The following is a 25,366-nucleotide window of genomic DNA, read 5'->3' as shown; positions in this document are numbered from 1 at the left end:
CGGGCAGGGCCGGCAGGAAGAGAATGCTTCCCCCTGGCCGGCCCTGCCCGTTTTCAGAAGACGCGCAGGACGACCTTGGTACCCCGCGGAACCGAGGAGCCTGCCTTCGGGCTGGTCGAATGGGCCATGCCGAACAGGCCACCGGCGAATCGGTCCACCTCGACCTCCAGGCCTACGGCGCGGAGGGCTTCCACCGCCTGCGATTCCGAGCTACCTCGCACCTTCGGAATCTTGACGAGTTCTGATCCCTTGCTGATCGTGAAACTGACCTGGGCACCTTTGAACAGGGTGCCATTGGCAGGGGTCTGTTTGATGACGGCACCCTGCGGGATGTCGTTGTGGAATTCTTCGCCGCTCACCTGAGCGACCAGTCCGTCCCGTTCGAGCGCGCTCTTGGCCTCTGCGAAGGATTTCCCGGTCCAGTCCTTCACCTCGATCGGTTTGCGGCCTTTGCTGACCACCAGATTGACTGCGGTCGAAGGTTTCACCGAGGTTCCCGAGGTCGGGTCGGCGGAGACGACGTGACCGGTCTTGACGGACTCGTTGAACTCCTCCGCGACCTTGCCCAGGGAGAGCCGGGCGTCGGCGATCGACTTCTTGGCCTCGTCGAGCGGCTGGTTGACGATCTCCGGGATGGTGACCCGGTCCTTGCCCTTGGAGATGGAGACAGCCACTGCCGTGGAACGTCGTACGACACTGCCGCGTACAGGTTCGATTGAGACGACCAGACCGGAGCGGACGTCCTCCGAATAGATCGGGATGATCTCGGCGCGTAGATCGACGGCTTCCAAGGCTGCGATGGCCTGCTCCTGAGACATGCCGGACAGCTCCGGAACCGTCCGTTGTGAACCGGGGCCGGCCAGGAGGTACCAACCGACGAGTCCGCTCAGGAAGAGGACGACGGTCGCAGCGAAGACGGCCAACTGGCGCGGCGAGAAAGCCCGTAACGGGCCCAGACGTGATGACCACGAGCCCCGGGCGCCCGTCATGTCACGCCGGAGCACATTCGTGGGGACCGGCCCGGTCCGTCTTCCGCGCCGGGTCGCGGCTTCGTTCCCGTTCGGGTTCATCACCGGGACGGGTTGCGTCGGCCGGTGGACGCGCGCGGTGTGAGCCACCCCGGAGGAAGCCCCGGGGACACCGAGAGGGGGGAGGTCGAGTTCGTCCGGGGCGAGACCGCGCTCTGCGGCGGTCATCTCCTCGAGGAAGATCTCGGCGTCGAAGGGTCGCTCATGCGGTTCCCGCCGGGTAGCCATCGCGACGAGCTGGTCCAGGACCGGGGAGAGCCCTGGACGGAGGGCGCTGGGCCGGGGGACTTCACCGTGCACATGCTGGTAGGCGACCTGGATCGGGCTGTCACCGTCGACGGCTTTGACTCCGGTGAGCATCTCGTACAACACCAGGCCCGCTGCGTAGACATCGCTGCGTGGGTCGGCGATCCCGTGTTCGACCTGTTCCGGGGCCAGATAGCTGACAGTGCCCAGAATGGTCGACCCGGTGGTGCCTGCAGTGACCGAGTTCACCGTTCGGGCCAGACCGAAATCCGCGACCTTGACGTCGCCGCTGTCCGAGATGAGGACATTCTCAGGTTTGACGTCGCGGTGGACGATTCCGGCCAGATGGGCCGACGCCAGTGCGGCCAACACCTGGCGAAGGACTCGCAGGGACTCACGGGGCGTCATGGCGCCGTCGGTGTCGAGCGCTGAACGCAGTGTTCGTCCCTTGACGAACTCCATGGTCAGGAAGACCTGCTCGCCGTCCTGTCCCTGATCGAAGACACCGACGACATTGGGGTGGCTCAGTTGGGCCACCGCGCGTGCTTCTCGACGGAAGCGTTCCACGAAGACAGAATCCCTGACCAGGTCGGGTCGCATGACTTTCAACGCCACCTGGCGGTCCAGCCGTTTGTCGAGGGCGAGATAGACACTCGCCATGCCCCCGTCTGCGAGATGGCGCAGCACGAGATAGCGGTCGTCGATCAGGGTGTCGACGAGAAGGGCACTGGTCATAGCGCGCAGTCTAGGAGGCCGCGCCGAGAAGTCCCTCAGAAGTCCCCTCTGCTGGGATCAGGTTCGAGCTGCCGTCACATCTGGCGTTTGTAGGCCAGGACCGATGCTACATATTCCTTGGTGTCCTCGAAGAGGCCTCTGGCTCGTACCGAGGCGATTCCCTGGTAGTAACCGGCGATGACCTCGGTCTCGGTGGTGGCACTCCGGGCGAGGCTCCGTAGGAGAACCACGCCGCAGGTGATGTTGTCCTGTGGGTCGAGGAGGTCGAGAGGTCGACCGACGAGCTGGGAGACCCACTGGGCTGTGGACGGTAGGCATTGCATCACCCCGATGGCATTGGCCTCCGAAACGGCGTTCTGGCTCCATCGTGATTCCTGCCAGGCGACGGCCAAGGCGAGCCGGGGATCGACTCCGTGGGCTTGCGCGGTGGCGGTGATCATCGCTTTGAGCTGAGAACGTGAGGGTGTCCCGGTCCGGTTCAGGTAGGTGAGATTGGTGGTGGCGGCTTCCGAGAGGTTGCCCGGCCTGGAAGGAGCCGCTGCGCTGGCGGCGAGGCTGCCGACGACCTGGAGCCGGTCTCCGGGCCTGAGCGGATGGTTCAGTCCGATGCCATTGGCCTTGGCCAGGCCGGTCATGGAGACGCCGTACCGACCGGAGATCGCCCAGAGGGAGTCTCCGGGGCCGACCACGGCGGTGGTGGTTCGGGTGTCGGCTGCACCGGTCCGGGCATTCTTGGTGGCGGCGCGGACGGTCTGGTGTCCCCCCGGGACGGTGAGGCGGCGTCCGGGAAGGAGCATGTCACGGGGGGAGAGCCCGTTCGCGTTGAGTAGCGCGGGGACGTCGACGCCCAGATGGCGGGCGATCGCTGAGGCGGTGTCCCCGGGGCGGATGACGTAGGTGCCGTAGGGGGAGGGGTCCGGCCGGGGGGAGGCATGTGACGCTCCGGGTACCGCGAGCCGCTGCCCTGGCAGGATGACCGAGGTGGGGGAGAGCTTGTTCGCCTGGAGGAGCGCCTCAACCTCGACTCCGGTGGTGTGGGCGATGTCCCAGAGGGACTCTCCGGCCCGCACCACGTGGGTGGGACGTTGCGGGGCTCTGGGTGTCGGGACGGGGACCGGGGCGGCGGCAGCGGCCGGGGACAACGGGGCCGGTGCATTGCCGGAGGGGACGGTCAATTGGTCGCCGACGCGCAGCGGGGTACCTGCGGAGGCGAGTCCGTTGCGGGCGACCAGTTCGGTGACGGAGACCTGTGCTTTGGCGGCGATCTTCCACAGGGTGTCCCCGGGTCGTACCTCGTAGGCGACCCAGGTCCGTCCCGGAGCGGTGCTCCGGTTGGTGACGGTGGCGGCCGGTGCGGCGTGTACTGCGGGTAAGGAGACAGGTGTCATGGGCGGACGTGGTCCTTTCCGACGTATCGTCCGTGAAGGCTCACCCCAGGTGTCGAGGGGACCAGGGGGCGATATGTCGTGGGCGACGATCGTGTCCCGGGGTACGGAGCTCTTGGATGCTGCTGACGGGACCCATCTGTCGACTGTGACCGTACCGGATTCTTCCTGTGCAGAACGGGATTGACGGGAGGACGCGCGGAAGACGGACTCGGCGGCGACCGGTGGATGTTTCTGCGGTGTGTTCACTCGCGACTGTGCGTTCTGTGTGGAGGATGGCATGCTCGCTGATGTGAGTAAGAAGAGCGCGTCAACACCGGATACGTCCACCGAGCCCACCCGCCGCGAGCAACGTGCCGCTCTCGACGGCGAACGGCTGGCTGCCCTCGAGGAACTGGTCCCGGGGTGGCTGTCCGTCCCCGAGGTCGCCGAACTCCAGGGTGTCAGTCTGTCGACGGTACGCCATCAACTCCAGGAGCGCGAACTTCTCGGAGTACGCCGGGGGGACAACAAAGCGGTCTACGTCCCCGAGTCCTTCGTCACCGCTGAAGGACCCCGGCCTGAGCTGCGGGGCACCTTCACCGTGCTGAGCGACGGTGGGATGGACGATATAGAGCTGTTGAGCTGGATGTTCCGTCCGGACGACAGCTTCACCGGTGGCAGCCCCATGGGTTGTCTGCTGGCCGGGCACAAGACCGAAGTACGTCGTCGGGCGATGGAGGAGGCTTTCTGATCCTCTACCGGACGTGGGCTGTTCCGGCGTGGGAGGAGGCGCGGGCCCGTAACGCGCGGCGATCGTCTCCGACCCGCCGCCGGGGGGTTGGCTCCGTCGGGTCACGGGTCAGCTGTCCCTCTCGGTGGCGATGTCGATGAGTTCTTCCAGCGCGGCCCGCCCCATGTCGGTCAGACCCGTCGCCGCGGCCAGTTCGGCGCGCGCGATCGCGCTCTGCTCGACGATGATCTCCTCGTGCAGGTCCAGTGCCCCGGAGCGGCGGACCAGTTCCCGCATCGTCTCGATCTCCTCGGCGGCCAGGTCGTTGCGGCCCAGCCCGGCCGTCATGGTCGCTGTGTCGGAAGCGTCCAGGGCGTCGAGGGCCAGAGCCATCAGCACGGTGCGTTTCCCCTCGCGGAGGTCGTCGCCCGCCGGTTTCCCGGTGGTCGAGGGGTCACCGAAGATACCCAGCACGTCGTCCCGCAGTTGGAAGGCTTCGCCGAGCGCTAGTCCGTAGGCGGACAGATGGGTGGCGTCCTCCGCGTCGACTCCGGCCGCATGTGCCCCGATCAACAGGGGATGTTCCACGCTGTATTTTGCGCTCTTGTACCGCACGACCTGGCGGGTTTGCTCGATCCGTTCTGTGGTGGCCAGGCCGTCCCACCCGCGGGCGGAGACCAGGACGTCGAGGAACTGGCCGCCCATGAGCTGAGTGCGCATCACGTCGAAGACCGTTCGTGCCCGGTCGAGTTCATCGGCGGGTAATCCGCTGCCGGCGACCATCTCGTCCGTCCAGACCAAGCAGAGGTCACCGGCGAGGATGGCTCCGGAGACTCCGAAACGGTCGGCGTCTCCGGCCCAGCTCTCCTCGTCGTGCCTGTTGGCCAGAGCCCGATGCGCCGTGGCACGCCCTCGGCGGGTGGCGCTGTCGTCCATGACGTCGTCGTGCAGGAGAGCTGCAGCCTGGAACATCTCCATCGCGGTGGCGACGGAGATCATCTGCTCGGTGTGGCTTCCCCCGCAGGCAAGGTACCCGCTGTGGCAGAACGCGGCCCTCAACCGTTTCCCACCGGCCAGTAGCCCCTCCACGGCATCGACGAGCTGCGCCATGTCCGGTCCAAGTTCAGCGAGAACCACTCGCTGACGTGCCATTTCGGCATCGATCCTTTCCTGGACATGGTGGCGGAAGATGCCCAGGTCCCATGCACTGCTCAAACGGTCCTCCCGAAAGCTGGTCCTCTGAGCCTACGTTGTCGTTGTCTTCTACGCTGATCTGCATGTCACGCCCGTCGATTCCAGATCTGCTCTCCGCACCCGAAGCGACTTTCAGTTTCGAGTTCTTCCCCCCGAAGAGTGACGCTGCGGAGGACGCGTTGTGGCATGCCATCCGACGTCTGGAGCCTGTGTCTCCGGCTTTCGTCTCGGTGACCTATGGCGCCGGCGGTTCCACCCGGGACCGCACGGTCCGGGTGACCGAACGGATCGCGAAGGAGACCACCCTACGTCCGATGGCGCATCTGACCTGTGTTTCCTCCTCTGTGGACCAGCTTCGTGAGGTGGTCGGTCAATATGCGGCCGGTGGCGTTCGGGACGTCCTGGCGTTGCGCGGAGACCCGCCGGGCTCGCCCGGAACTCCCTGGACGCCCCACCCCGAAGGCCTGGACCACGCCGAGGACCTGGTGCGTCTGCTGCGGAGCCTAGGGGATTTCACCGTCGGTGTGGCTGCTTTTCCCGATAAGCACCCCGAATCGGCCGACCTGGACGCGGACGCCGACGTCCTGGCCCGTAAGTTCGAGGCTGGCGCAGAATTCGCTGTCACCCAGTTCGCCTTCGACGTGGACTCCTACACCAGGCTCCGTGATCGACTTGCCGCCCGGGGATGGGAGAACCCCATCGTTCCCGGTCTCATGCCGGTGACCTCCTACAAACAGGTCAGCAGGATGGCCGAACTGTCCGGCACCTCCCTTCCGGCTGCAGTGGTCGCGAGACTCGCACCCCTGGAGGAAGAGCCGGAGGCGCTTCGCGCCGAAGGCGTGCAGATCGCCACGGAACTGGCCGAGAGCCTGCTCGCGGAAGGAGCGCCCGGGCTGCACTTCTACACGATGAACAGGTCGACCGCGACCCTGCAGGTCTATCGGAATCTGGTGGGTGGCGCGCCTGAACTGGCAGTTCCGCTCCAGGTGCGCCCGGATCTCCTTCGTGGAGGAGTCGTCGCCTCGGTCCTGCGTATCGTCCACGCCGTCGATGCCCAGGACTGGCGCGCAGTCCGGGAGTGTCTCTGCGAGCGGGTCGTCGCGGAATTCCCGGCGCAAGGGGTCCGGATACAGGGAGCTGAGACCCTGATGGGGGTCATTCCGGGCGCCTTCGAGAGGCTGTCCGTGGAACGGGTGGTCTACGACGGCGGGCTCCAGGCGGTTCTGTGGATCAGCAGGGACGGTGCAGGGGGTGAGCGTGTTCACGACGCACTCTTCATCTGTCTCGATCACGTAGGCCGGATCGAGTCGGTGGTGGCCCTCCGCCCCGGCACCTGATCCGCATCGGACCTGTCCCGATGATTGCCTTTCCGACCACCGAGCGAGACTTCAGCGTGGGATCACGGCATGCTCGCGGGGGCATAGCCGCTGTCCGGCGGGGTATTAAGGTGACACAGGGAACCATCCGGGAGAGCCGCACTGCGGAAGAGCGCATCGCGAGAGGGGATCTCTCCGCGATGGGAAGAGAGAGTCGCGTCGATGCCTGAAGAATCGCGCCGCGTGCGTCGTGGCAACCTCCAGCACTCGCCACGCACTGTGATCCTGTGGGAGAGGATCACCGCTGCGGTCGAGACACGTGTCGCCGAGGTCGGGCGTCCGTTGCGGGTGGTGGACCTGGGCGGAGGCAGCGGGGGGACGGCCGTCCCCCTGGCGGCATTGGGACATCACGTCACGGTGGTCGACCCCAGCCCGGACGCGCTGGCCTCACTCGAACGTCGACTCCGTGATGCCGACCTCCCTGATGCGGGGCGGCATCTGGTCGCCGTCCAGGGTGACTCGACAGTGTTGTCGGGTCTCGGTCTGGACGGCGTCGACCTGATCACCTGTCACGGTGTGCTCGAGGTCGACGACAACCCCGAGCGGACGTTGTCCGACATCGCCGGCGCGCTGGCGCCGGGGGGGATGCTCAGCCTGCTGGTCGCCCAACGGTTGGCCGTGGTCCTGGCGCGGGCGCTGGCCGGCCGGTTCACCCAGGCCAGATCGGCCCTGCTCAGCGAGGACGGGCGGTACGGAGAGGGCGACCCGATGCCTCGGCGGTACGACCAGGATCAACTGTGCGATCTCGTCCGACGGGCCGGGCTCACCGTCGTGGACCGCCGTGGGCTTCGGGTCTTCACCGATCTCGTCCCCTCGGCCTTCGTCGACAGCGAGACCGACCGGGAGGCTCTGCTCGCCCTGGAACGGGCGATCGCCGAACACTCCGATCACGAGCTGCTCGGACGTCTGGGTAGTGCCGCGCATCTGCTTGCCCGTCGTTGAACCGGCGGGGGCATCCGGAGAGCAGCCCGTCTCATGAGCAGGCGACATTTCGCGCTTCCGCGGCGGAGCGGGGATCAGCCACCGGACGACGTCGGCTGCTCGATCCTGCACGTCGACATGGACGCCTTCTACGCCTCGGTGTCCTTGCTCGACCGCCCGGAGCTGGTCGGTCGGCCCGTCGTGGTCGGCGGAGGCCCGCGCGGCGTGGTGTTGTCTGCGACCTATGAAGCCAGGTCCTTCGGCGTGACCTCGGCGATGCCGTTGAGCCGGGCACGTCGGCTGTGTCCTCAGGCCGTGCTGGTGGCACCCGACCATGCAGCCTATGCGCAGGTCTCGAGGTCCGTCATGGCGATCTTCGGTGAGATCACCCCTGTGGTCGAGCCGCTCAGCACGGACGAGGCCTTTCTCGATGTCTCCGGTGCCCTGCGCAGACTGGGTCCGCCGGCTGCTATCGGTGAGCTGGTCCGGGCCCGTGTCCTGCACGACCAGGGCATCACCTGTTCGGTGGGAGTGGCTGCCAACAAATTCGTGGCGAAGCTGGCCTCCTCGTTGGCGAAACCGGACGGACTTCTGGTCGTCCCCGAGGCCGAGGCCGCGGCCTTCGTGCAGCAGCTTCCGGTGGGTGCGCTGTGGGGTGTGGGTGATCGCACCGAGGAGATCCTGATCCGGGCGGGCTTCCACACGGTCGGTGACATCGCCCGTGCCTCTCCGTCCGCGCTGAGCGCCTGTGTCGGAGCGATCGGGGAACGGTTGTACGACTTCGCCTGGGCGCGGGACGATCGGTCCGTCGTCCCGACACGTCAGGAGAAGAGCCTCGGAGCTGACGAGACCTTCGCCCAGGACATCGACGACCGTGACGAGCTGAGGAGACGACTGCTGCATCTCTCCGAGAAGGTCGCTGCACGGGCCCGTTCCCACCGGGTCCTGGCTCGCACGGTGAATCTCCGGGTGCGGTTCTCCGATTTCCGGACGGTCGGACGGTCCCGCACCCTGGCCAGGCCCACGGATACCGGCCAGGAGATCTTTGCCGTCGTCGGTGAGCTCTTCGCCGACCTCGCACGAGACTCCGGAGGATCTTTCCGTCTGCTCGGCGTGCGCCTGGAGGGTTTGCTCCCGGCGGAAGGTACCCCCCTGCAGGGGACGCTCGGCGAACCTGAGCACGGGTGGCGGGAAGCAGATCGGGCGGTGGACCGGGTGAGCGCCAGATTCGGGGAGGGTGCCGTCCGGCCGGCTTCCCTCGTGGGACCCGACGAATGCGACCGAATCGGATCACGTCGCGGTGGCCGAGGAACCGAGGGGTGAGCGCGGGCGAAACCGGTTCTCGGATCGCTACCGTAACCAGCCAGTCATTGCCTATCCTGGAGTGACCGACACCACGGTGTGGGAGGGGCGGGAATTTTCGACGAGCCTCGTGTGTTGGATCGCAAAGGATCCCCTGAAAAGGTGAGGACGCGCCAGGAGGCGCGTTTCGGTGGAGGAGGTCAGCATGCCGCTGTCGGAGCACGAGCAGAAGCTCCTCGACCAGATGGAGCGTGCCCTCTATGCCGAGGACCCGTCGTTCGCGACCCAGATGAAAGGGACCGGCCGTTCGGTTTCGCGGATGCGCCTTCTCTGGGGAATCGTTGCCGCGGTGGTGGGTCTCGGGGTGGTCCTGCTGGGGGTCAACCTGATGAGCATCCCGGTGGGCGTCCTGGGCTTCGTGATCATGGTGGGCGGGGTCATCTGGGCGGTGACCCCGCGGCGTGGGGGCGACACCGGCCTCGCGGGCACGGGGGTGGCGACGAAAGCTCCTCGAGCCAAGGCGAAGAAACCGGCCAAGCGCCGTTCCACCTTCATGAGCAAGTTGGACGAGAGGTGGGAGCGTCGCCGTCGTGAGGACGGACGCTGATCTGTAGCTCCGGCAGGCGGAAGGTGGCTATTTCCTGGTCCGAGGAGCGCCTCGACCGGGAATCGCCGGAGGACCGCTCTCCTGACGCCCGTATCCGATACGAGGGAGCCCGCCGGGGACGGTCACGTCGGTGTGACCTGCCCGGACAGACTTCTGCCGCGGCATCTGTCGGCCGACCTCCGGCCAGGTGCTCCCACGACGGATGTAGCCCAGCCGGCGCAGTCGTGCCGTGCCAGCCCCTGGTGGGGAGCCGTCATCCCTGGCGGGACTCCTCGTGCAACCGGCTGGTCTCGTCAGAGATCTCGGTCGCGACATCGGCGAGCGCCGGTAGGTGTTGACGCGCGTGGTGCGCGCAGAAGAGCAGCTCACCGCCAGAGGCCATTCGTGCGCGAACATAGGCCTGCGCGCCGCACCGGTCGCAGCGGTCTGCGGCGGTCAGTGTGCTCGCAAGTGCTGTCTCCACATCGACCTTCCTGTCATGTCTCCTGGCGATGGACCCCGGGTGGGTCCATGTCGGAACATGCACCTTGTATCGCTCAACAGTCAAACACGCTCAGGTGTTCCCCCGGGATCGTGTCCGTTGTCACGTCCCCGGGCCGTCACGGTCAGCCATCCTCTCATCGGCCGGCCGGCGCCTCGGACGCAGAAGTTCTCCTTCTGCAAGATCACGGGTGTCCGGCCTGGGCACGCCGTTGGGGTGTAGCGCGACCGGCTGTGGGATGGTGTCGGCGATCAGCGTTACCCTGAACCGCGATCTCCACCTGCAGAAAGGAATCTCTTCCGTGGCTGCCAGCACGCCCGAGAGCTACAGCGCCCGCCACCTCCAGGTACTGGAGGGGCTGGAAGCGGTGCGGAAGCGGCCGGGGATGTACATCGGCTCGACCGATGCCCGTGGTCTGATGCACTGCTTGTGGGAGATCATCGACAACGCCGTCGACGAGGCCCTGGGGGGGCATTGCAGCTCGATCGACGTCATCCTGCATGCGGACGGGTCGGTGGAGGTCCGCGACGACGGTCGGGGCATCCCCGTGGATGTGGAACCCCGGACCGGTCTGTCTGGGGTCGAGGTGGTCTTCACGAAGCTCCACGCCGGTGGCAAGTTCGGCGGGGGCAGCTATGCGGCCTCCGGCGGACTGCACGGTGTGGGGGCTTCGGTGGTGAACGCTCTTTCCGAGCGTCTCGACGTTCAGGTCGACCGTGCTGGCAAGACCTATGCGATGAGTTTCCACCGAGGTGAGCCCGGCATCTTCGCCGATGGGGCCGATGGGCCGGGGGTGTCCTCGGCTTTCTCTCCTTTCGTGGAGGGCAGCGAGCTCCAGATCGTGGGGAAGGCCCGGCGTGGAGTCACGGGGAGCAGGGTGCGTTACTGGGCCGACCGGCAGATCTTCCTGACCGAAGCGGCTTTCTCGTACGAGGAATTGGTGGCCCGGGTGCGTCAGACCTCTTTCCTGGTCCCGGGTCTGAAACTGACGGTGCGGGACGAACGGGGGCTGCCGGGTACCCCGGGCGAGGAAGGCCCTCATGAGGAGGTCTTCCGCCACGACGGTGGTATCAGCGAATTCTGTGACTTCCTGGCTCCGGACACCCCGGTCACCGGGGTCTGGCGTCTGCAGGGCTCCGGTCACTTCCAGGAGCGGGTGCCGGTGTTGGACGACAAGGGACATATGACTCCCAAGGACGTCCAACGGGAGTGTCAGGTCGATGTGGCCTTGCGTTGGGGTACGGGCTACGCGGCTCGTTCGGAATCCTTCGTCAACATCATCCACACCCACAAGGGCGGGACCCATGTGGCCGGTTTCGAACAGGCACTCCTCAAGGTCTTTCGGAAACAGTTGGAGGAGAACGCCCGCCGCCTGCGGGTCGGTCAGGACAAGGTCGAGAAGGACGACATCCTGGCCGGGATGACCGCCGTGGTCACGGTGCGCCTGGCCGAGCCTCAGTTCGAGGGGCAGACGAAAGAGGTCCTCGGGACGAATGCGGTTCGCGCGATCGTCTCCAGGGTGGTGGAGAAGGAACTCACGGCCAAGCTGCGTTCCTCCAAACGTGACGACAAGACCCAGAGTTCGCAGCTGCTGGAGAAGATCGTCGCGGAGATGAAGTCCCGGATCTCCGCACGCACCCACAAGGAGAACCAGCGGCGCAAGAATGCGTTGGAGACCTCGACCCTGCCCTCGAAACTGGCCGACTGCCGGAGCTCAGACGTAGAGCGGACCGAGTTGTTCATCGTCGAAGGGGATTCTGCGCTGGGGACGGCGAAACTGGCCCGGGACAGCGATTTCCAGGCGCTGATGCCCATTCGGGGCAAGATCCTCAATGTGCAGAAGGCCTCGGTCGGGGACATGTTGAAGAATGCCGAGTGCGCGGCGATCATCCAGGTCGTCGGGGCCGGTATCGGACGGAGCTTCGACGTGGACGCGGCCCGTTACGGCAAGGTCATCATCATGACCGACGCGGATGTCGACGGAGCGCACATCCGCACCCTGTTGCTGACGCTCTTCTTCCGGTACATGCGACCGCTGGTCGAGGCAGGGAGGGTCTATGCGGCCGTTCCGCCCCTGCACCGTATCGAGGTCGTCAACCCCGGGGGGAAGAAGAACGAGCTCATCTACACCTACAACGAAGCCCAGATGCGGACCACCATGGCTCGGCTGCGTCGTTCCGGGCGGAAGGTGAAGGAGCCCCAGCGGTACAAGGGGTTGGGAGAGATGGACGCACACCAGCTCGCGGAGACGACGATGGACAAGCGCCAGCGCACCCTGCGTCGGGTGACCCTGGCCGATGCCGAGGCCGCAGAGCGGGTCTTCGACCTCCTCATGGGCAGCGATGTCGCGCCGCGCAAGGACTTCATCGTCGACCGAGCCCACAGTCTCGATCGGGAACGGATCGACGTCTGAGCGTCGAGCGAGGGGCGGCGGAGGGCGTCTGCCGCCCCTCGCGCTGTCACCGGTGCGAGGACATGCCCCCGCCGGGGATCTCCTCGGTGAGTTCTACCTTGTAGGAGGTGGAAGGGACTCCGGCTCCTCCGCAGGAGACAGCCGGGCCGGGTCGGGTGAGCGCGGTGACCGCAGCCAGCCAGCTTCGTCCGTCGTCATGGGTGACCCGGTGCAGACTCAGCTCTGCATCGTCCGAAAGGTTCCGCGGCGACACGTCGTCGGGAAGAGCGGTCACCTGCAACGCGGGCGGCCGTAGCTCGCGGACGGACGCTCGGACCGCAGCGTCCGCAGCCTGAGCGGGGCCGGACAGGTGGGACATCCCCCGCAGATGACGCTCGCCCAGGGCCTCCTCAGGTAGGCGACCGTACTGGGCTGCGTCGACGACGGAGACGGCCAGTTCGGTGGACAAGCGGGCGAAGGTCGCTCCGGACGGCAGGACCAGGCCTGTCGGTGCGAAACGGTGCCCGCCGGTGTGGGTGCACTCCCAGACCAGATGCCCGCGTTGTCCTGCCGCGTAGGCGGCGATCTTCCGACCTCGGACCGCGCAGCACAGGTCACGTTTCCCGTTGGTGCAGATCAGCAGCACCGGGGTGCGGCAGTAGGAGAGCTCGGGGAGGATCTGGCGCGCCGCTTCGGCATCTCCGGCAGCGATCTTCTCCCACGGGAGATGGATCAACACCGACGGGTCGACGAAGAGGCCTTGGAGCAGCCAGGGTTTCCCCTGGTGGGCGCCTCCGGCGAGATAGACCCGGCGCGGGGCTCCGGAATTGTCCGTGCGGTGGTCACCCACCGCGCGGATCAGCAGGGTACGGCCGCCGGCCTCGACGGTGTCCTGCTGGAGAGCGGCCCCGACCCGAGGATCAAGCCGTGACTCGGTGAGAGCCTTTGCGCCCCACGGCCCAGGTTGCTCCACCGCCAACCAGAAGGTCGCCGGTGACGCCGTTCCCCACACGGGGGCCTCCGAGCCGTCCCATTCCTGCGAACACCAGGGAACCTGATCGGGGGTCTCGGAGCTGATCTGGGATGTTTCACTCACCCTGGCCACGGTACGTGTCCTGTTCCGGCGGCGCTCCCGATGACCGCGGACCGGAGCCACCGAAGCCGACTCCTCATCGCGGATCGGCGGTGGGACGGCGACCTCGTACCGGGGCGGGCAGCGGCGAGCGCAGCCGGTCGAGGAGCGCCCGGGCCGTCTGCTCGTCGACGACCAGATCGGTCACCGCCCCGGACCGCAGCGCCCCCAGGGTGGCCTGGGCCCGGTGCCGTCCGGCGACCACACACAGACGCCGGCGCACTCCGGCGAGGACCTCCGGGGTCGGGCCGGACGCTCGCGCGTTCAACGGGATGTCCGCATAGCTGCCGTCCTCCCGGATGGCGACCGTGCAGATGTCGCCGACGACCCCCTCCTGCAGCAAAGCACCCATCTCCTCGGCGGAGAGATAGCCGGCCGCGTAGACATGGGACATGGTCGGACCCTGGAAAGCGCCGACCCCGAAGACGGCGATGTCCAGTCGGCTCTGCATGGACAACACCCGACGCACGGAACGTTCCCGCCACAGCGCCGTCCTGGTGTCGACGTAGTCGAAGAAGGCCGGGACCGGGAAGTGCTGGACGTGGGCGTCGAAGGCCTGTCCGAACCTGGCGAGGATGTCGCCGGTGTAGGCGACACCAGTGGTGGTCGTGCTGGCTGCCCCGTTGAGCTGGACGATCTGGCTTCCCCTGGTCGGGGTGATCGGGAGGTGGTTGGCCACCGCGCTGACCGTCGTACCCCAGGCCACCCCCAAGGAGGTCTCGTCGTCCATCCACTCGGCCAACAGCATCGCCGCCTGTCGGGCGACGGCGTCCAAGCGGTTCGTCGGCCGCGCCGAATCGCGGACGGGGACCACATGGACCGTCACCCCGAAGGCCTCCCGTAACCTCTCGGCCAGCGGGGAGGACAAGGAGTCGGGCGAGGCCAAGGAGATGCGGACCAGACCGGTCTCCCTGGCCTGCCGCAGCATCCGGGACACCGTCGAACGGGACACCTTGAGCCGGGTCCCGATGCTTTCCATCGTCTCGTCCTGTAGGTAGTACAGGGCGGCGGCCTCGTAGAGACGGTCGCTTTCGTGCATGGCCCGATCGTACGACTGCACATTCGTGCATGCACCTTGCTCGTCCGTTCAACGGGCGTCAAGGTATGGGGACAAGGCGTCCTCCGAAGAAGCAGAGCACCTGCCTCCGAGCGTCGACGACATCCAGCGGAGCACGATGGCGCACCCCGAAGCACCATCGGCACAAGACGAGGAGGAACGTGATGGCCACGGCGTTGACCGGGCAGTCCCGCGCAGCAGCGATCGCGAAGATGACCGACGAAGAGGGAGTGGACCTTCTCGTCATCGGTGGGGGCGTGACCGGCGCCGGTATCGCACTCGACGCCGCCACCCGAGGATTGCGTACCGCCATCGTCGAAGCCCAGGACTGGGCCGGTGGGACCTCCCAGTGGTCCAGCAAGCTCGTCCACGGGGGACTCCGCTATCTCTACAATCTCGACTTCGCGCTCGTCGCCGAGGCACTCAAGGAGCGGGGCCTGCTCCTCTCCCGTACCGCGCCGCACCTGGTGAAGGCCCAGCCCTTCCTGTGGCCGCTGAAGATGCCGGTCATCGAACGCAGCTACAGCGCCGTCGGCGTAGGCATGTACGACATGCTCGCCCAGATCGGCGGCGGGGGACACCGCGGCGTCCCCATGCAGCGTCATTACACCAAGCGAGGAGCCAAGCAGCTCTTCCCCGGCATCCGTGACGACGCCCTCATCGGCGCCATCCGTTTCTACGACGCCCGCGTCGACGACGCCCGGCTCGTCATCGACCTCGTCCGTACCGCGGCAGGATTCGGTGCACTCGCGGCGAGCCGGACCCAGGTCACCGGATTCGAGAAGGACGCCTCCGGGAAGGTCGTCGGTGCAACCATCCGCGACCTCGAGAGCGGACGCGACCTGCACGTCAAGGCGAAGTACGTGATCGCCGCGACCGGGGTGTGGACCGAACAGACCCAGGATCTGGTCAAGGACGATGCCGGCCTGCGGGTCCTGGCGTCCAAGGGGATCCACATCGTCGTCCCCAAGGACCGGATCAAGGGCGAGACCGGGATCTTCCTGCGCACCGAGAAGTCCGTGCTCTTCATCATCCCGTGGCAGCGCTACTGGGTGATCGGCACGACGGACACGGCCTGGCACGAGGACCTGGCCCACCCCGTGGCCACCGCAGAGGACATCGACTACGTCCTCGATCATGCGAATGCCGTACTCGCCGACCCTCTCACCAGGGACGACATCATCGGCACCTACGCAGGTCTGCGTCCCCTCCTGCAGCCGAAGATCAAGGACGACTCCAAGTCGGCCAAGGTCAGCCGCGAGCACACCGTCACCGAGGTCGCACCCGGGATGTGTGCCATCGCCGGTGGCAAACTGACCACCTACCGCGTGATGGCCGAAGACGCCGTCGACTTCGCGCTGACCGGACTCTACGGAAAAGAAGGACCCAAGCTCCGTCCTTGTGTGACCGACCTGACTCCGCTGGTCGGCGCAGCGCGCTACCGTGGAGTGGCGGCCCGGCGTGAGCGGATCGCCAGGGAACGCGGGTGGACCCTCGACCAGGTCGACCACCTCCTCGATCGCTACGGCGACGAGATCGAGACGATCTTGGCGATGATCGACGAGGACTCCTCCTTGGGTGAACGCCTCAGCGGGGCTCCGGCCTACCTGCGCGCCGAGGTCGCCTTCGCAGTCACTCACGAGGGCGCACTGCACCTGGAGGACATCCTGCTCAAGCGGGTGCGTCTCGATTATGAGATGCGTGACCGTGGAGCTTCCTGTCTGGAGGAGATCGCCGCTATCGTGGCGCCACTGCTCGGCTGGGACGAGCCGACGGTGTCCGCGGAGATCGATTCCTATCGTGCTCGCGCAGCTGGTGAAGCCGCTGCCGAGAACGAGCGGAACGATGCTGCGGCCAGCGCCGCGCGCGCAGAGGTCCGCGATCTCGTCCCGATGGCCTAGGCCAGATCTGCCACCGGGGTTCCCGGCGTTCAGGTCCCTCGTCGGCCGGGAGAGCGTTCGTCGTCGCTGCGCGCGGCGGCGAACGCGCCATGTAGGCGGCCTTTCCCCAGATCGGGGGAAAGGCCGCCTACGAAAGCTGTATATAGCTGTCGTACAAGGACGTTCGCACAGAAATGAGTGATTCGATGAACGCGATCATCGCGGCCGCGCCCGCTGAGCCGGTTCCCCTGTCCACGGTGTTCTACTCCGAGGTCCTGGGCACCGCGATCCTGCTTCTCCTCGGCGTCGGTGTCGTCGCCAACGCCCTCCTGGCGGAGTCCAAGGGCAAGGGCGGCGGGAACCTGATGATCAACTGGGGCTGGGGTCTCGCGGTCTTCGCCGGTGTCTACGTGGGATACCGATCGGGCGCGCACCTGAACCCGGCCGTCACACTGGGTCTGCTGGTCAGCGCGGACGAAGCCTATGCGCCCGGTGTCCCGATCAACACGGCCTCGACGATGGTCTACCTGGTGGCCCAGCTCGTCGGCGCTTTCCTCGGCGCCGTGGTCGCCTGGCTCGCCTACAAGGACCACTTCGCTGCGGAGAGCGACGCCGGCCTGAAACTCGCCTGCTTCTCCACCGGTCCGGCCATCCGCAACACCGTCTCGAATCTCATCACCGAGGCGGTCGCCACTTTCGTCCTGGTCTACGTCATCCTGAAATTCGGAGCCACACCGACGCAGGTCGGGCCGCTCGCCGTCGCACTGCTCGTCGTCGGTATCGGCGCAAGCCTCGGTGGACCTACCGGATACGCCATCAACCCCGCTCGTGACCTCGGCCCGCGTATCGCCCACGCACTCCTGCCGATCAAGGGCAAAGGCGCCAGCGACTGGGCCTACTCGTGGATCCCGGTCGTCGGTCCGATCATCGGCGCGGTCATCGCAGGTCTGTTCTCCAGGGTCTTCTGACCCCCACCGTGTGCTCCCTCCCGAAGGACACACGAACCGACGTACCAGTTACCTCTGTCATCCCTGGCGGGCGTCTCTCCCTCCGGCCCTCACCCCCGTAGGGCACTCACCCAGCTCGCTGCCCCAGCAGCCACAATGACGTGAAAGGCACAGCTCATGTCCGACAAGAAGTACGTCCTCGCGATCGACCAGGGCACCACCAGCTCGCGGGCGATCCTGTTCGACCACGCCGGTCAGATCGTCAGCGTCGGCCAGCTCGAGCACGAGCAGATCTTCCCCAAGGCCGGCTGGGTCGAACACGACCCGGCCGAGATCTGGAGCAATGTCCGTGAAGCGGTCGGTCAGGCGTTGACCAGGGCCGAGGTCAACCGGCACCAGATCGCCGCCGTCGGTATCACCAACCAGCGGGAGACCGCGGTGGTCTGGGACAAGAACACCGGAGAGCCGATCTACAACGCCATCGTCTGGCAGGACACCCGGACCCAGAAGATCTGCGATTCCCTGGCCGGCGACGAAGGCGCCGACAAGTACAAGGACGTCTGCGGGCTGCCGTTGGCGACCTACTTCTCCGGACCCAAGGTGAAGTGGATCCTCGACAACGTCGAAGGCGCCCGGGAGAAGGCCGAGAAGGGCGACCTCCTCTTCGGCAACACCGACACCTGGGTGATCTGGAACCTGACCGGTGGCGTCGACGGCGGTGTGCACGTCACCGATGTCACCAACGCCTCCCGGACCATGCTCATGGACGTGCGGAAGCTCACCTGGGACGAGCGGATCTGCGCCGACATGACCATTCCGATGTCGATGCTCCCGCAGATCAAGTCCTCCTCGGAGATCTACGGCTACGGCCGCAAAACGGGGCTGCTCATCGACACGCCCATCGCCGGCGACCTCGGTGACCAGCAGGCCGCGACCTTCGGTCAGGCCTGTTTCGCCAAGGGCATGGCCAAGAACACCTATGGCACCGGCTGCTTCATGCTGATCAACACCGGCGAAGAAGCTGTGACCAGCAAGAACGGCCTGCTGACCACGGTTTGCTACAAGATCGGGGAGAACAAGCCGGTCTACGCCTTGGAAGGTTCCATCGCGGTCACCGGTTCCCTGGTGCAGTGGTTGCGGGACAACCTGGGCATCATCTCCTCCGCGCCGCAGATCGAGGAGTTGGCTGCCTCGGTCGAGGACAACGGCGGCGCCTACTTCGTTCCCGCCTTCTCCGGCCTGTTCGCGCCCTACTGGCGCAGTGACGCCCGAGGGGCACTCGTCGGGATGACCCGCTATGTCAACAAGGGTCACATCGCCCGGGCAGCGTTGGAGGCGACCGCCTATCAGACCCGGGAGGTACTGGACGCCATGAACGCCGACTCCGGGGTCGACCTGACCGAGCTCAAGGTCGACGGCGGGATGACCGCCAATGACACGTTGATGCAGTTCCAGGCCGACATCCTGGGCGTTCCTGTCGTCCGGCCCAAGGTCGCCGAGACCACCGCGCTGGGCGCCGCATACGCGGCCGGCATCGCCGTGGGCTTCTGGACCGGTGAGGAAGACGTGGTCGCCAACTGGGCCGAGGACAAGCGTTGGGAACCGCAGATGGACGACGCCCAGCGGGAGAAACTGCTGCGGCAGTGGAAGAAAGCCGTCACCAAGACCCTCGACTGGGTCGACGACGACGTGGAATGACCTGATAGGCCGTCGTCCGGCTGCGGGGGCCCATCCCGCAGCCGGACGGCATCCATGAGGCTGTGCTGACCCTCACCACCGCGGGGGTCAGCACGGCCTCATGGATTTCCTCAGGTCGGTCGGCGAACGGCCGGTTCAGTCCCGCCCGATCTGGACGATGTCGCTCAGGTCGTCCGGGTCGTCGCCTTCCCTGACGATCTGGGGACGTACCCGAGGTGCATGATCCTCTACCTCGAAGAGCGAGTCGCCGGCAGCCAAACCAGGGATCGGAGCCGATTTCCGTACCTTCTCCGGCGAGGACTGCCCGCCGGTAGAAGACCGTCCCCGTGCTGCTTCGACCCTGCGGGCGTCCTCGGCCCGCAAGGTCTCCCGGACCGTGTCCAGGTCGCCTTCTCCTTGGACGCCTCCATCCGTCGACGACGGCGAGCCCCCCGGGGTCGTCCCTCCGTCATCGTCGGGGACGGGCCCTGATCCGGCAGGTGCGATCGCCGCGATCGCCGCAGGAGCAGGCTGTCCCGACCCGTCACGTTTGCCGGTGGCCGCGGGGAGGACGATCGGGGAACCGTCGGAGGTCGCTGCCCGGGCAGGGGTATGTCCTGCCCATCCGAAGAACAAGCGGGTCTCCCCGCGGAGGAAACGTTGGCAGCGCACTCCACCGGTGGCTCTCCCCTTGCCGGGGAACTCCGTGAACGGGGCCACCTTCAACGATCCGGGTTCGATGCCGGGCAAGGCGTCCTCGGCGCCGGCGCTGGTCACCACGACCGACCCCGGACGAGCAGGATCGACCGCACCGAACCAGATCACCTCGTCGCCGGAGCCCAGTTTGATGCCGGCCATTCCCCCTGCCGGTCGACCCTGCGGGCGGACGGATGACGCAGGGAAGTGCAGGAGTTGCGCACGCCGGGTCACGAAGACCAGATGGTCTGTCTCTCCGGCCAGTTCGACCGCGCCCACCACCCGGTCGCCCTGTTTCAACGAGATGTACTCCCAATCGGCGCGGCCCGAAGGATAGTCACAGGTGACCCGTTTGACGACGCCCTGCGCGGTGCCGACGGCCAGGCCGGGGGAATCCTCCGCCAAGGAAACCAGACACAAAGGCCATTCGTCCTTGGGCAGATCCAGAAAGACCCCCAGGGGCGCGCCTCCGGCCAGATGGGGAGAACCGTGCGTCGGAGGCAGAGTGGGAAGCTCCAGGACGGACAGGCGCAGGATCCGCCCCGCCGAGGTGGCTACCCCGACCTCGCCACGTGCCGTGGAACGTACCCGGGAGACGATCGCATCGTGCTTGGCTCGTTCCCCGGCATCACCGAATTCGTCGGCGCCGGTCGTCCGCGCCAACAGGTGGGTGGAACTCATCAGGACCCAGCAGGGGTCGTCGGCGATCTCCAAGGGTGCCGCGGCCGTCACCGGGGACCCCGAGCCTTCCAGGAGGACGGTCCGGCGTGCGGTGCCGTGCTCCTTGGCCACGGCAGCGAGCTCGTCGGAGACGATGCGTAAGAGCAGGGCGTGGTCGGCCAGGACAGTCTGAAGCTCTTCGATAGCAGCTCTCAGCTCGCTGTCCTCCTTCTCCAGTTCGATCTTGGAGAACTTGGTCAGTCTGCGCAGCTGCAGCTCCAGGATGTAGTCGGCCTGGACCGTCGAGAGCGAGAATGCGGACATCAATCCGTCACGTGCTGAAGAGGTGTCATCTGCTGCTCGGACGATGCGGATGACTTCGTCGATGTTCACGATCGCCAACAGCAGGCCCTCGACCAGGTGGAGACGCTCTTCCTTGCGGGCCAGTCGATAAGCGGTGCGGCGCCGGACGACATCGGTGCGGAAGTCGACGTAGACCTGGAGGAGCTCACGCAGACCCAAGGTGCGGGGTTGACCGTCGACCAGGGCCACATTGTTGATCCCGAAGCTGTCCTCCATCGGGGTCAACCGGTAGAGCTGCTCGAGAACCGCTTCCGGGTTGAACCCGTTCTTGATCTCGATGACCAGCCGTAGGCCGTGCTTGCGGTCGGTCAGATCCTTCAGGTCCGAGATGCCCTGGAGCTTCTTCGCCTGGACGAGATCCTTGATCTTCTCCATCACCTTCTCCGCCCCGACCAGGTACGGAAGTTCGGTGACGACGATCCCCTTCTTGCGCGGGGTGACATTCTCGATCCGGGTGGTGGCCCGGGTCTTGAAGGTGCCTCGGCCGGTCTCGTAGGCGTCCCGGATGCCGTTCAGTCCGACGATCCGTCCGCCGCCGGGCAGGTCAGGGCCGGGGACGAAACGCATCAGGTCTTCGAGGGTGGCCTCGGGGTGGTCGATCAGGTGACGGCAGGCTCCGACGACCTCGCTCAGATTGTGCGGCGGCATATTCGTGGCCATGCCCACCGCGATCCCCGATGCGCCGTTGACCAGCAGGTTTGGGTAGGCCGCCGGGAGCACTTCCGGTTGGTGCAGGGTCTCGTCGTAGTTGGGGACGAGGTCGACGGTGTCCTCGTCGAGGCTCGTGGTCAGCAAGGACGCAGAGGAGGCTGGCCGCGCTTCCGTGTACCGGGAGGCTGCCGGGCCGTCGTCGAGCGATCCGAAGTTGCCGTGCCCGTCGACCAGGGGGAGCCGGAGGGAGAACGGTTGGGCCATACGGACCAGGGCATCGTAGATCGCCGAATCACCGTGCGGGTGATAGCGGCCCATGACTTCGCCGACGATACGTGCCGATTTCACGTGCGGTCGGGTCGGCCGCAGCCCCATCTCGCTCATCCCGAAGAGGATCCGTCGCTGCACCGGTTTGAGCCCGTCGCGGGCATCGGGGAGCGCGCGGCTGTAGATCACCGAGTAGGCGTACTCCAGGAAAGCCCCTTGCATCTCCTCCTCGACGTCGATATCGACGATCTTCTCGACGATGTCGTCATCCGTGGAGGTCGAGGTCCGTCGGGCCATGCGCGCTGTGTCTCCTCGCTGGGGCTGCGGTGCGGTCAAGGACGAGCGTCCCGGCGACCTGCGGCGGTGCCATCGGGTCGTCGGCTGCACTTCATCGTGGTGGTGACCGTGCCGGAGCGGAGGTGCCGGGGCGGTGCGGTCGCCGGTGTCCTATCTTCGCTCATCCTCGACGCTGTCGTGACACGGCGGTTGGGTCTGCTCCGCCGGGAACTCGGGACGGCTCTCTAGGGCCTTTCGTCGCGGTCCGCGGGAATCCCTTGCCGGGTGGGGTCGTCCTGAGGGGCCCGGGGTCAGCGGGGCGGCATCCGCAATGCGCCGTCGAGGCGGATGACTTCACCGTTCAGCAAGGGGTTCTCGACGATATGGGCCACCAGGGCGGCGTACTCCTCCGGACGCCCCAGGCGGCTCGGATGAGGGACCAGGGATCCCAATGCGCTCCGGGTCTCCTCAGGAAGCCCCGCCATCATCGGTGTCTCCATGGTGCCCGGGGCGACCGTCATCACGCGGATCTGCCGGTCCGCGAGATCGCGGGCCGCAGGAAGGGTCAGCCCGACGACGGCTCCTTTGCTGGCCGCGTAGGCGAGTTGTCCGACCTGACCGTCGTAGGCTGCGATCGAGGAGGTCAGGACGATGAGGCCGCGGTCGCCTTCCACCGGGTCATTCAGCGCCATGGCCGCGGCGGCGAGCCGGAGCACATTGACCGTCCCCACCAGATTGATGTCGACGACGGTGCGGAAGGTCTCCAAGGGGAGAGGGCCGTTCCGTCCGAGGAGCCGACCGGGAGTGGCGACCCCGGCGCAGTTCACCGCGATCCGGAGCTCCCCCGATGAGACCGCTTCCTCGACCGCCTCGCCGACCTGCTCCTCGTCACGGACATCGGCGGCGACGAAGCGGACCCGCTCGCCCAGTTCTTCGGCGACCTCCGGTCCGGTCGACGTCGGCAGGTCGACGATCACGACACGGCAGCCTCGCCGGTGGAGATCCCGGACGGTGGCCAGGCCCAATCCGGAAGCGCCACCGGTGACCAGGGCAACGGTGGCTGGGCTGATCTCCATCATGGTCCTCCCCAGGTGAGACAGTGAAACTACTTGTGCAAGTAGGGCATTTCATCCGTCACGCTAGCGGTCTGAAACTCTGTGCGGAGCGTTAAGGAGCAGGTTTCTCGCTCCGGAGAGCCGCTGGTTCCTCGACGACAACCACAACGCTCTCGGGGTGCTGTCCGTGGGGTGAGGATACGGACAGCACCCCGAAAGCGTTGTTTTCCTTCAGGCCGCCGCCATCACGGCCGGCTCGCCCTTCGTGTCCTCGTTCGGTGTATCGGTCGAGGACGTCGACCTGCTGAGCCTCTTCAGCGCGATCACTGTCGCGGCGCAGACCGCGGTACCGGCAGCGACCGCGACCACGAACATCATGCCGTGGCCGATGAGGGGGAAGACCCACAGTCCGCCATGCGGTGCCCGCAGCGTGCTCCCGAAAGCCATCACCAGGCCACCTGTGACCGCAGAACCGGCCATGGAGGCGGCGATCACCCGGACCGGGTCGGCTGCGGCGAACGGGATGGCCCCCTCGGAGATGAAGGACAGGCCCAGCAGCCATGCTGCGCGCCCGTTCTCCCGCTCGGGGCCGGTGAACTGGCGAGGGTCGACCGTAGTGGCCAGCGCCATTCCCAGCGGAGCCACCATGCCGGCCGCCATCACCGCAGCCATGATCTTCAGCTGGGGCGCATCGGTCGCCGCTGACGCCGCCACCGCGGTCAGGCCGGTGGTGGCGAAGGTGTACGCCACCTTGTTGACCGGCCCTCCCAGGTCGAAACCCATCATCAGGCCCAGGACAGCTCCGAGCAACACGGCATTCCCGCTGGTCATCCCGTTCAAGGCTGAGGTCAGTGCCTCCATCAGGGAGGCGATCGGCCGCCCGAGGAGAAGCACCATCGCGCCACCGGTCAAGAGCGTGGAGATCAGCGGGACCACGACGACCGGCATCACACCGCGCACATGCGGGTGCACCGGCCAGCCGCTCACCCACCGGGCGGCGAAACCGGCGATGAAGCCGGTGGCGATACCGCCCAGGAAGCCTGCCCCCATCATCGTGGCGATGGCGCCACCTACCAGGCCGGGTACCAGTCCCGGCCGGTCGGCGATGCCGAAGGCGATGTATCCGGACAGGATCGGCACCAGGAAATTGAAGGCAGCCGCCCCCACGGTGAAAAGCAAAGCGGCCCAGTGCATCCCATTGGTGGGGTCGAAGACGTTCTGCAGGAGCAGCTCAGGAGCCTTAGCCTTCCCCGCCTCAAGGGTGAAAGCCGTGACGTCCATGGGCCCCTGCGCGCCCCCGAAGAGCTGGGCGAGGATGAAGCCCAACGCGATCAGGATGCCCCCGGCAGCCACCAACGGGATCATGTGTGACACCCCGGTCATCAACCAGATGCGGATCTGGTTACCGGTCGACGGTCTCTCCCGTGACATCGGGGCGGGCTGCGGCGTCGTCGCTGCGGAGTCCTCTGCGGCACCCGAATCAGACGTCTTTCCGGAAACGTCCTGTCGATCCTCTGACACCTGAGAGCCCTGGGCGACCAGAGCCTCGGCGCGGGTGAGCAGCTCGGCGGCACCGTTGATCGCGGCCTTGACCCCGACGTCGACCGTGGGTTTCCCGGCGAAACGGTCGGCGTCCCTGATCTCCAGCTCATGAGCGAAGATGACGGCGTCGGCCTCGTCGATGGTCTTCTGCGGCAGACGTACCGCGCCTGCGGAACCCTGAGTCTCGACCTCGATCTGGTGACCGGCCTGTTCCGCCGCCTGTTCCAGAGCCGCCGCCGCCATGTACGTATGGGCGATGCCGGTGGGACAGGACGTGACTCCGACGAATTTCATGCCTTGATCACCTCGTCCTCGATCACCGTGACCACTGCAGCGGCGTCGGAGGCCTGACGCAGAGCGTTCTTGAAGTCCTCCCGCATCAGTTTGCGAGCCAGCATGGCCAGGATGGACAGGTGATCCTGCCCGCTCTCGGCAGGAACTGCGATCAGGAAGATCAACGTGGCCGGGCCGTCCTCGGCGCCCCAAGGGACCCCGGACGTGGACCGACCGAAGGCCAAGGAGGGCTCGGTGACGGCGGTGCTCCGACAGTGCGGGATGGCGATCCCGTCGAACAGCCCGGTCGACATCATCGCCTCACGTCTGGCGACATCGGCCAGCAGCGCTTCGAGGTCGGTGACCCGGCCGGTGTCGACCAGGGTCTGGGCCAGCGCGCGAGTGGCTTCGGCGCGGTCGCCCTCAGGGAGGTCAAGGATCACTTGCTGGGGGGTGATGATCGACATGGAAGGGGATTCTCCTCGTGGATGGACGTAATCAGGGGGTAGAG

The 25,366-nt window shown here is 66.6% G+C and carries 19 protein-coding genes; 9 read left to right on the top strand and 10 right to left on the bottom strand.

From position 1 onward, the window contains the following. Window positions 1–53: 53 nt before the first annotated feature. Together pknB and AUCHE_RS05935 are read right to left on the bottom strand one after the other, a co-directional pair. Entirely contained in the window at window positions 54–2,009 is a 1,956-nt protein-coding gene (gene pknB / locus AUCHE_RS05940) for a Stk1 family PASTA domain-containing Ser/Thr kinase (RefSeq protein WP_006502373.1), read from the bottom strand. Between the two features lie 74 nt (window positions 2,010–2,083). Further along, entirely contained in the window at window positions 2,084–3,397 is a 1,314-nt protein-coding gene (locus AUCHE_RS05935; RefSeq protein WP_052024812.1) for a LysM peptidoglycan-binding domain-containing protein, read from the bottom strand. A 277-nt stretch (window positions 3,398–3,674) separates the two neighbouring features. Here AUCHE_RS05935 and AUCHE_RS05930 point away from each other — a divergent pair, with 277 nt between their 5' ends. After that, complete coding sequence (locus AUCHE_RS05930) at window positions 3,675–4,127, top strand: Rv2175c family DNA-binding protein (RefSeq protein ID WP_006502371.1); 453 nt, start codon at window positions 3,675–3,677, stop codon at window positions 4,125–4,127. Window positions 4,128–4,235: 108 nt separating this feature from the next. On the opposite strand, the gene AUCHE_RS05925 is transcribed toward AUCHE_RS05930, so the two are convergent. Next, window positions 4,236–5,321 (bottom strand): polyprenyl synthetase family protein, encoded by a 1,086-nt coding sequence (locus AUCHE_RS05925; protein ID WP_006502370.1) that lies wholly within the window; start codon window positions 5,319–5,321, stop codon window positions 4,236–4,238. A gap of 62 nt (window positions 5,322–5,383) precedes the next feature. Here AUCHE_RS05925 and metF point away from each other — a divergent pair, with 62 nt between their 5' ends. From metF to AUCHE_RS05905, 4 genes are all read left to right on the top strand, one after another. Continuing rightward, the gene (gene metF, locus AUCHE_RS05920) at window positions 5,384–6,637 is read left to right on the top strand and encodes a methylenetetrahydrofolate reductase [NAD(P)H] (protein ID WP_006502369.1); all 1,254 of its coding nucleotides are present in this window, start codon (window positions 5,384–5,386) and stop codon (window positions 6,635–6,637) included. 201 nt (window positions 6,638–6,838) lie between these two features. Continuing rightward, window positions 6,839–7,618 carry a methyltransferase domain-containing protein gene (locus AUCHE_RS05915; protein WP_006502368.1) on the top strand — a complete coding sequence of 260 codons (780 nt, stop codon included), beginning with the start codon at window positions 6,839–6,841 and terminating at the stop codon, window positions 7,616–7,618. A 33-nt stretch (window positions 7,619–7,651) separates the two neighbouring features. Next, complete coding sequence (gene dinB / locus AUCHE_RS05910) at window positions 7,652–8,920, top strand: DNA polymerase IV (protein WP_006502367.1); 1,269 nt, start codon at window positions 7,652–7,654, stop codon at window positions 8,918–8,920. 184 nt (window positions 8,921–9,104) lie between these two features. Beyond that, window positions 9,105–9,506, top strand: coding sequence for a DUF3040 domain-containing protein (locus AUCHE_RS05905; protein WP_040321678.1), 402 nt, complete (start codon window positions 9,105–9,107; stop codon window positions 9,504–9,506). A 253-nt stretch (window positions 9,507–9,759) separates the two neighbouring features. On the opposite strand, the gene AUCHE_RS05900 is transcribed toward AUCHE_RS05905, so the two are convergent. Continuing rightward, window positions 9,760–9,969 (bottom strand): DUF7455 domain-containing protein, encoded by a 210-nt coding sequence (locus AUCHE_RS05900; RefSeq protein WP_006502365.1) that lies wholly within the window; start codon window positions 9,967–9,969, stop codon window positions 9,760–9,762. Between the two features lie 319 nt (window positions 9,970–10,288). Here AUCHE_RS05900 and AUCHE_RS05895 point away from each other — a divergent pair, with 319 nt between their 5' ends. After that, window positions 10,289–12,400 (top strand): DNA gyrase/topoisomerase IV subunit B, encoded by a 2,112-nt coding sequence (locus AUCHE_RS05895; protein ID WP_006502364.1) that lies wholly within the window; start codon window positions 10,289–10,291, stop codon window positions 12,398–12,400. A gap of 46 nt (window positions 12,401–12,446) precedes the next feature. On the opposite strand, the gene AUCHE_RS05890 is transcribed toward AUCHE_RS05895, so the two are convergent. Then, a complete protein-coding gene (locus AUCHE_RS05890) occupies window positions 12,447–13,475 on the bottom strand; it encodes a sucrase ferredoxin (RefSeq protein WP_162137222.1) in 1,029 nt (342 codons plus the stop codon). 73 nt (window positions 13,476–13,548) lie between these two features. Further along, a complete protein-coding gene (locus AUCHE_RS05885) occupies window positions 13,549–14,550 on the bottom strand; it encodes a sugar-binding transcriptional regulator (RefSeq protein ID WP_040321483.1) in 1,002 nt (333 codons plus the stop codon). 182 nt (window positions 14,551–14,732) lie between these two features. Here AUCHE_RS05885 and AUCHE_RS05880 point away from each other — a divergent pair, with 182 nt between their 5' ends. From AUCHE_RS05880 to glpK, 3 genes are all read left to right on the top strand, one after another. After that, the gene (locus AUCHE_RS05880) at window positions 14,733–16,469 is read left to right on the top strand and encodes a glycerol-3-phosphate dehydrogenase/oxidase (RefSeq protein WP_006502361.1); all 1,737 of its coding nucleotides are present in this window, start codon (window positions 14,733–14,735) and stop codon (window positions 16,467–16,469) included. A gap of 185 nt (window positions 16,470–16,654) precedes the next feature. Next, entirely contained in the window at window positions 16,655–17,416 is a 762-nt protein-coding gene (locus AUCHE_RS05875) for an MIP/aquaporin family protein (protein ID WP_052024811.1), read from the top strand. A gap of 156 nt (window positions 17,417–17,572) precedes the next feature. Continuing rightward, a complete protein-coding gene (gene glpK, locus AUCHE_RS05870; RefSeq protein WP_006502359.1) occupies window positions 17,573–19,093 on the top strand; it encodes a glycerol kinase GlpK in 1,521 nt (506 codons plus the stop codon). 135 nt (window positions 19,094–19,228) lie between these two features. Here glpK and AUCHE_RS05865 read toward each other — a convergent pair whose 3' ends face one another. From AUCHE_RS05865 to AUCHE_RS05850, 4 genes are all read right to left on the bottom strand, one after another. After that, the gene (locus AUCHE_RS05865) at window positions 19,229–22,006 is read right to left on the bottom strand and encodes a DNA gyrase/topoisomerase IV subunit A (protein WP_006502358.1); all 2,778 of its coding nucleotides are present in this window, start codon (window positions 22,004–22,006) and stop codon (window positions 19,229–19,231) included. A gap of 290 nt (window positions 22,007–22,296) precedes the next feature. Next, complete coding sequence (locus tag AUCHE_RS05860; RefSeq protein ID WP_040321482.1) at window positions 22,297–23,061, bottom strand: SDR family NAD(P)-dependent oxidoreductase; 765 nt, start codon at window positions 23,059–23,061, stop codon at window positions 22,297–22,299. Between the two features lie 210 nt (window positions 23,062–23,271). Continuing rightward, window positions 23,272–24,876: a PTS fructose transporter subunit IIC gene (locus AUCHE_RS05855; RefSeq protein ID WP_006502356.1), complete on the bottom strand. Its 1,605-nt coding sequence runs from the start codon at window positions 24,874–24,876 to the stop codon at window positions 23,272–23,274. After that, on the bottom strand, window positions 24,873–25,322 hold the full coding sequence (locus tag AUCHE_RS05850; protein ID WP_006502355.1) for a PTS sugar transporter subunit IIA: 450 nt from the start codon (window positions 25,320–25,322) through the stop codon (window positions 24,873–24,875). The genes AUCHE_RS05855 and AUCHE_RS05850 overlap by 4 nt, the downstream gene beginning before the upstream one ends. Window positions 25,323–25,366: the final 44 nt, after the last annotated feature.

This window comes from Austwickia chelonae NBRC 105200 (assembly GCF_000298175.1).
In the GTDB taxonomy this organism is placed as follows: Bacteria; Actinomycetota; Actinomycetes; order Actinomycetales; family Dermatophilaceae; genus Austwickia; species Austwickia chelonae.
The sequence above is the reverse complement of the archived record's forward strand: the minus strand, read 5'-3'. Positions and strand labels throughout refer to the sequence as shown.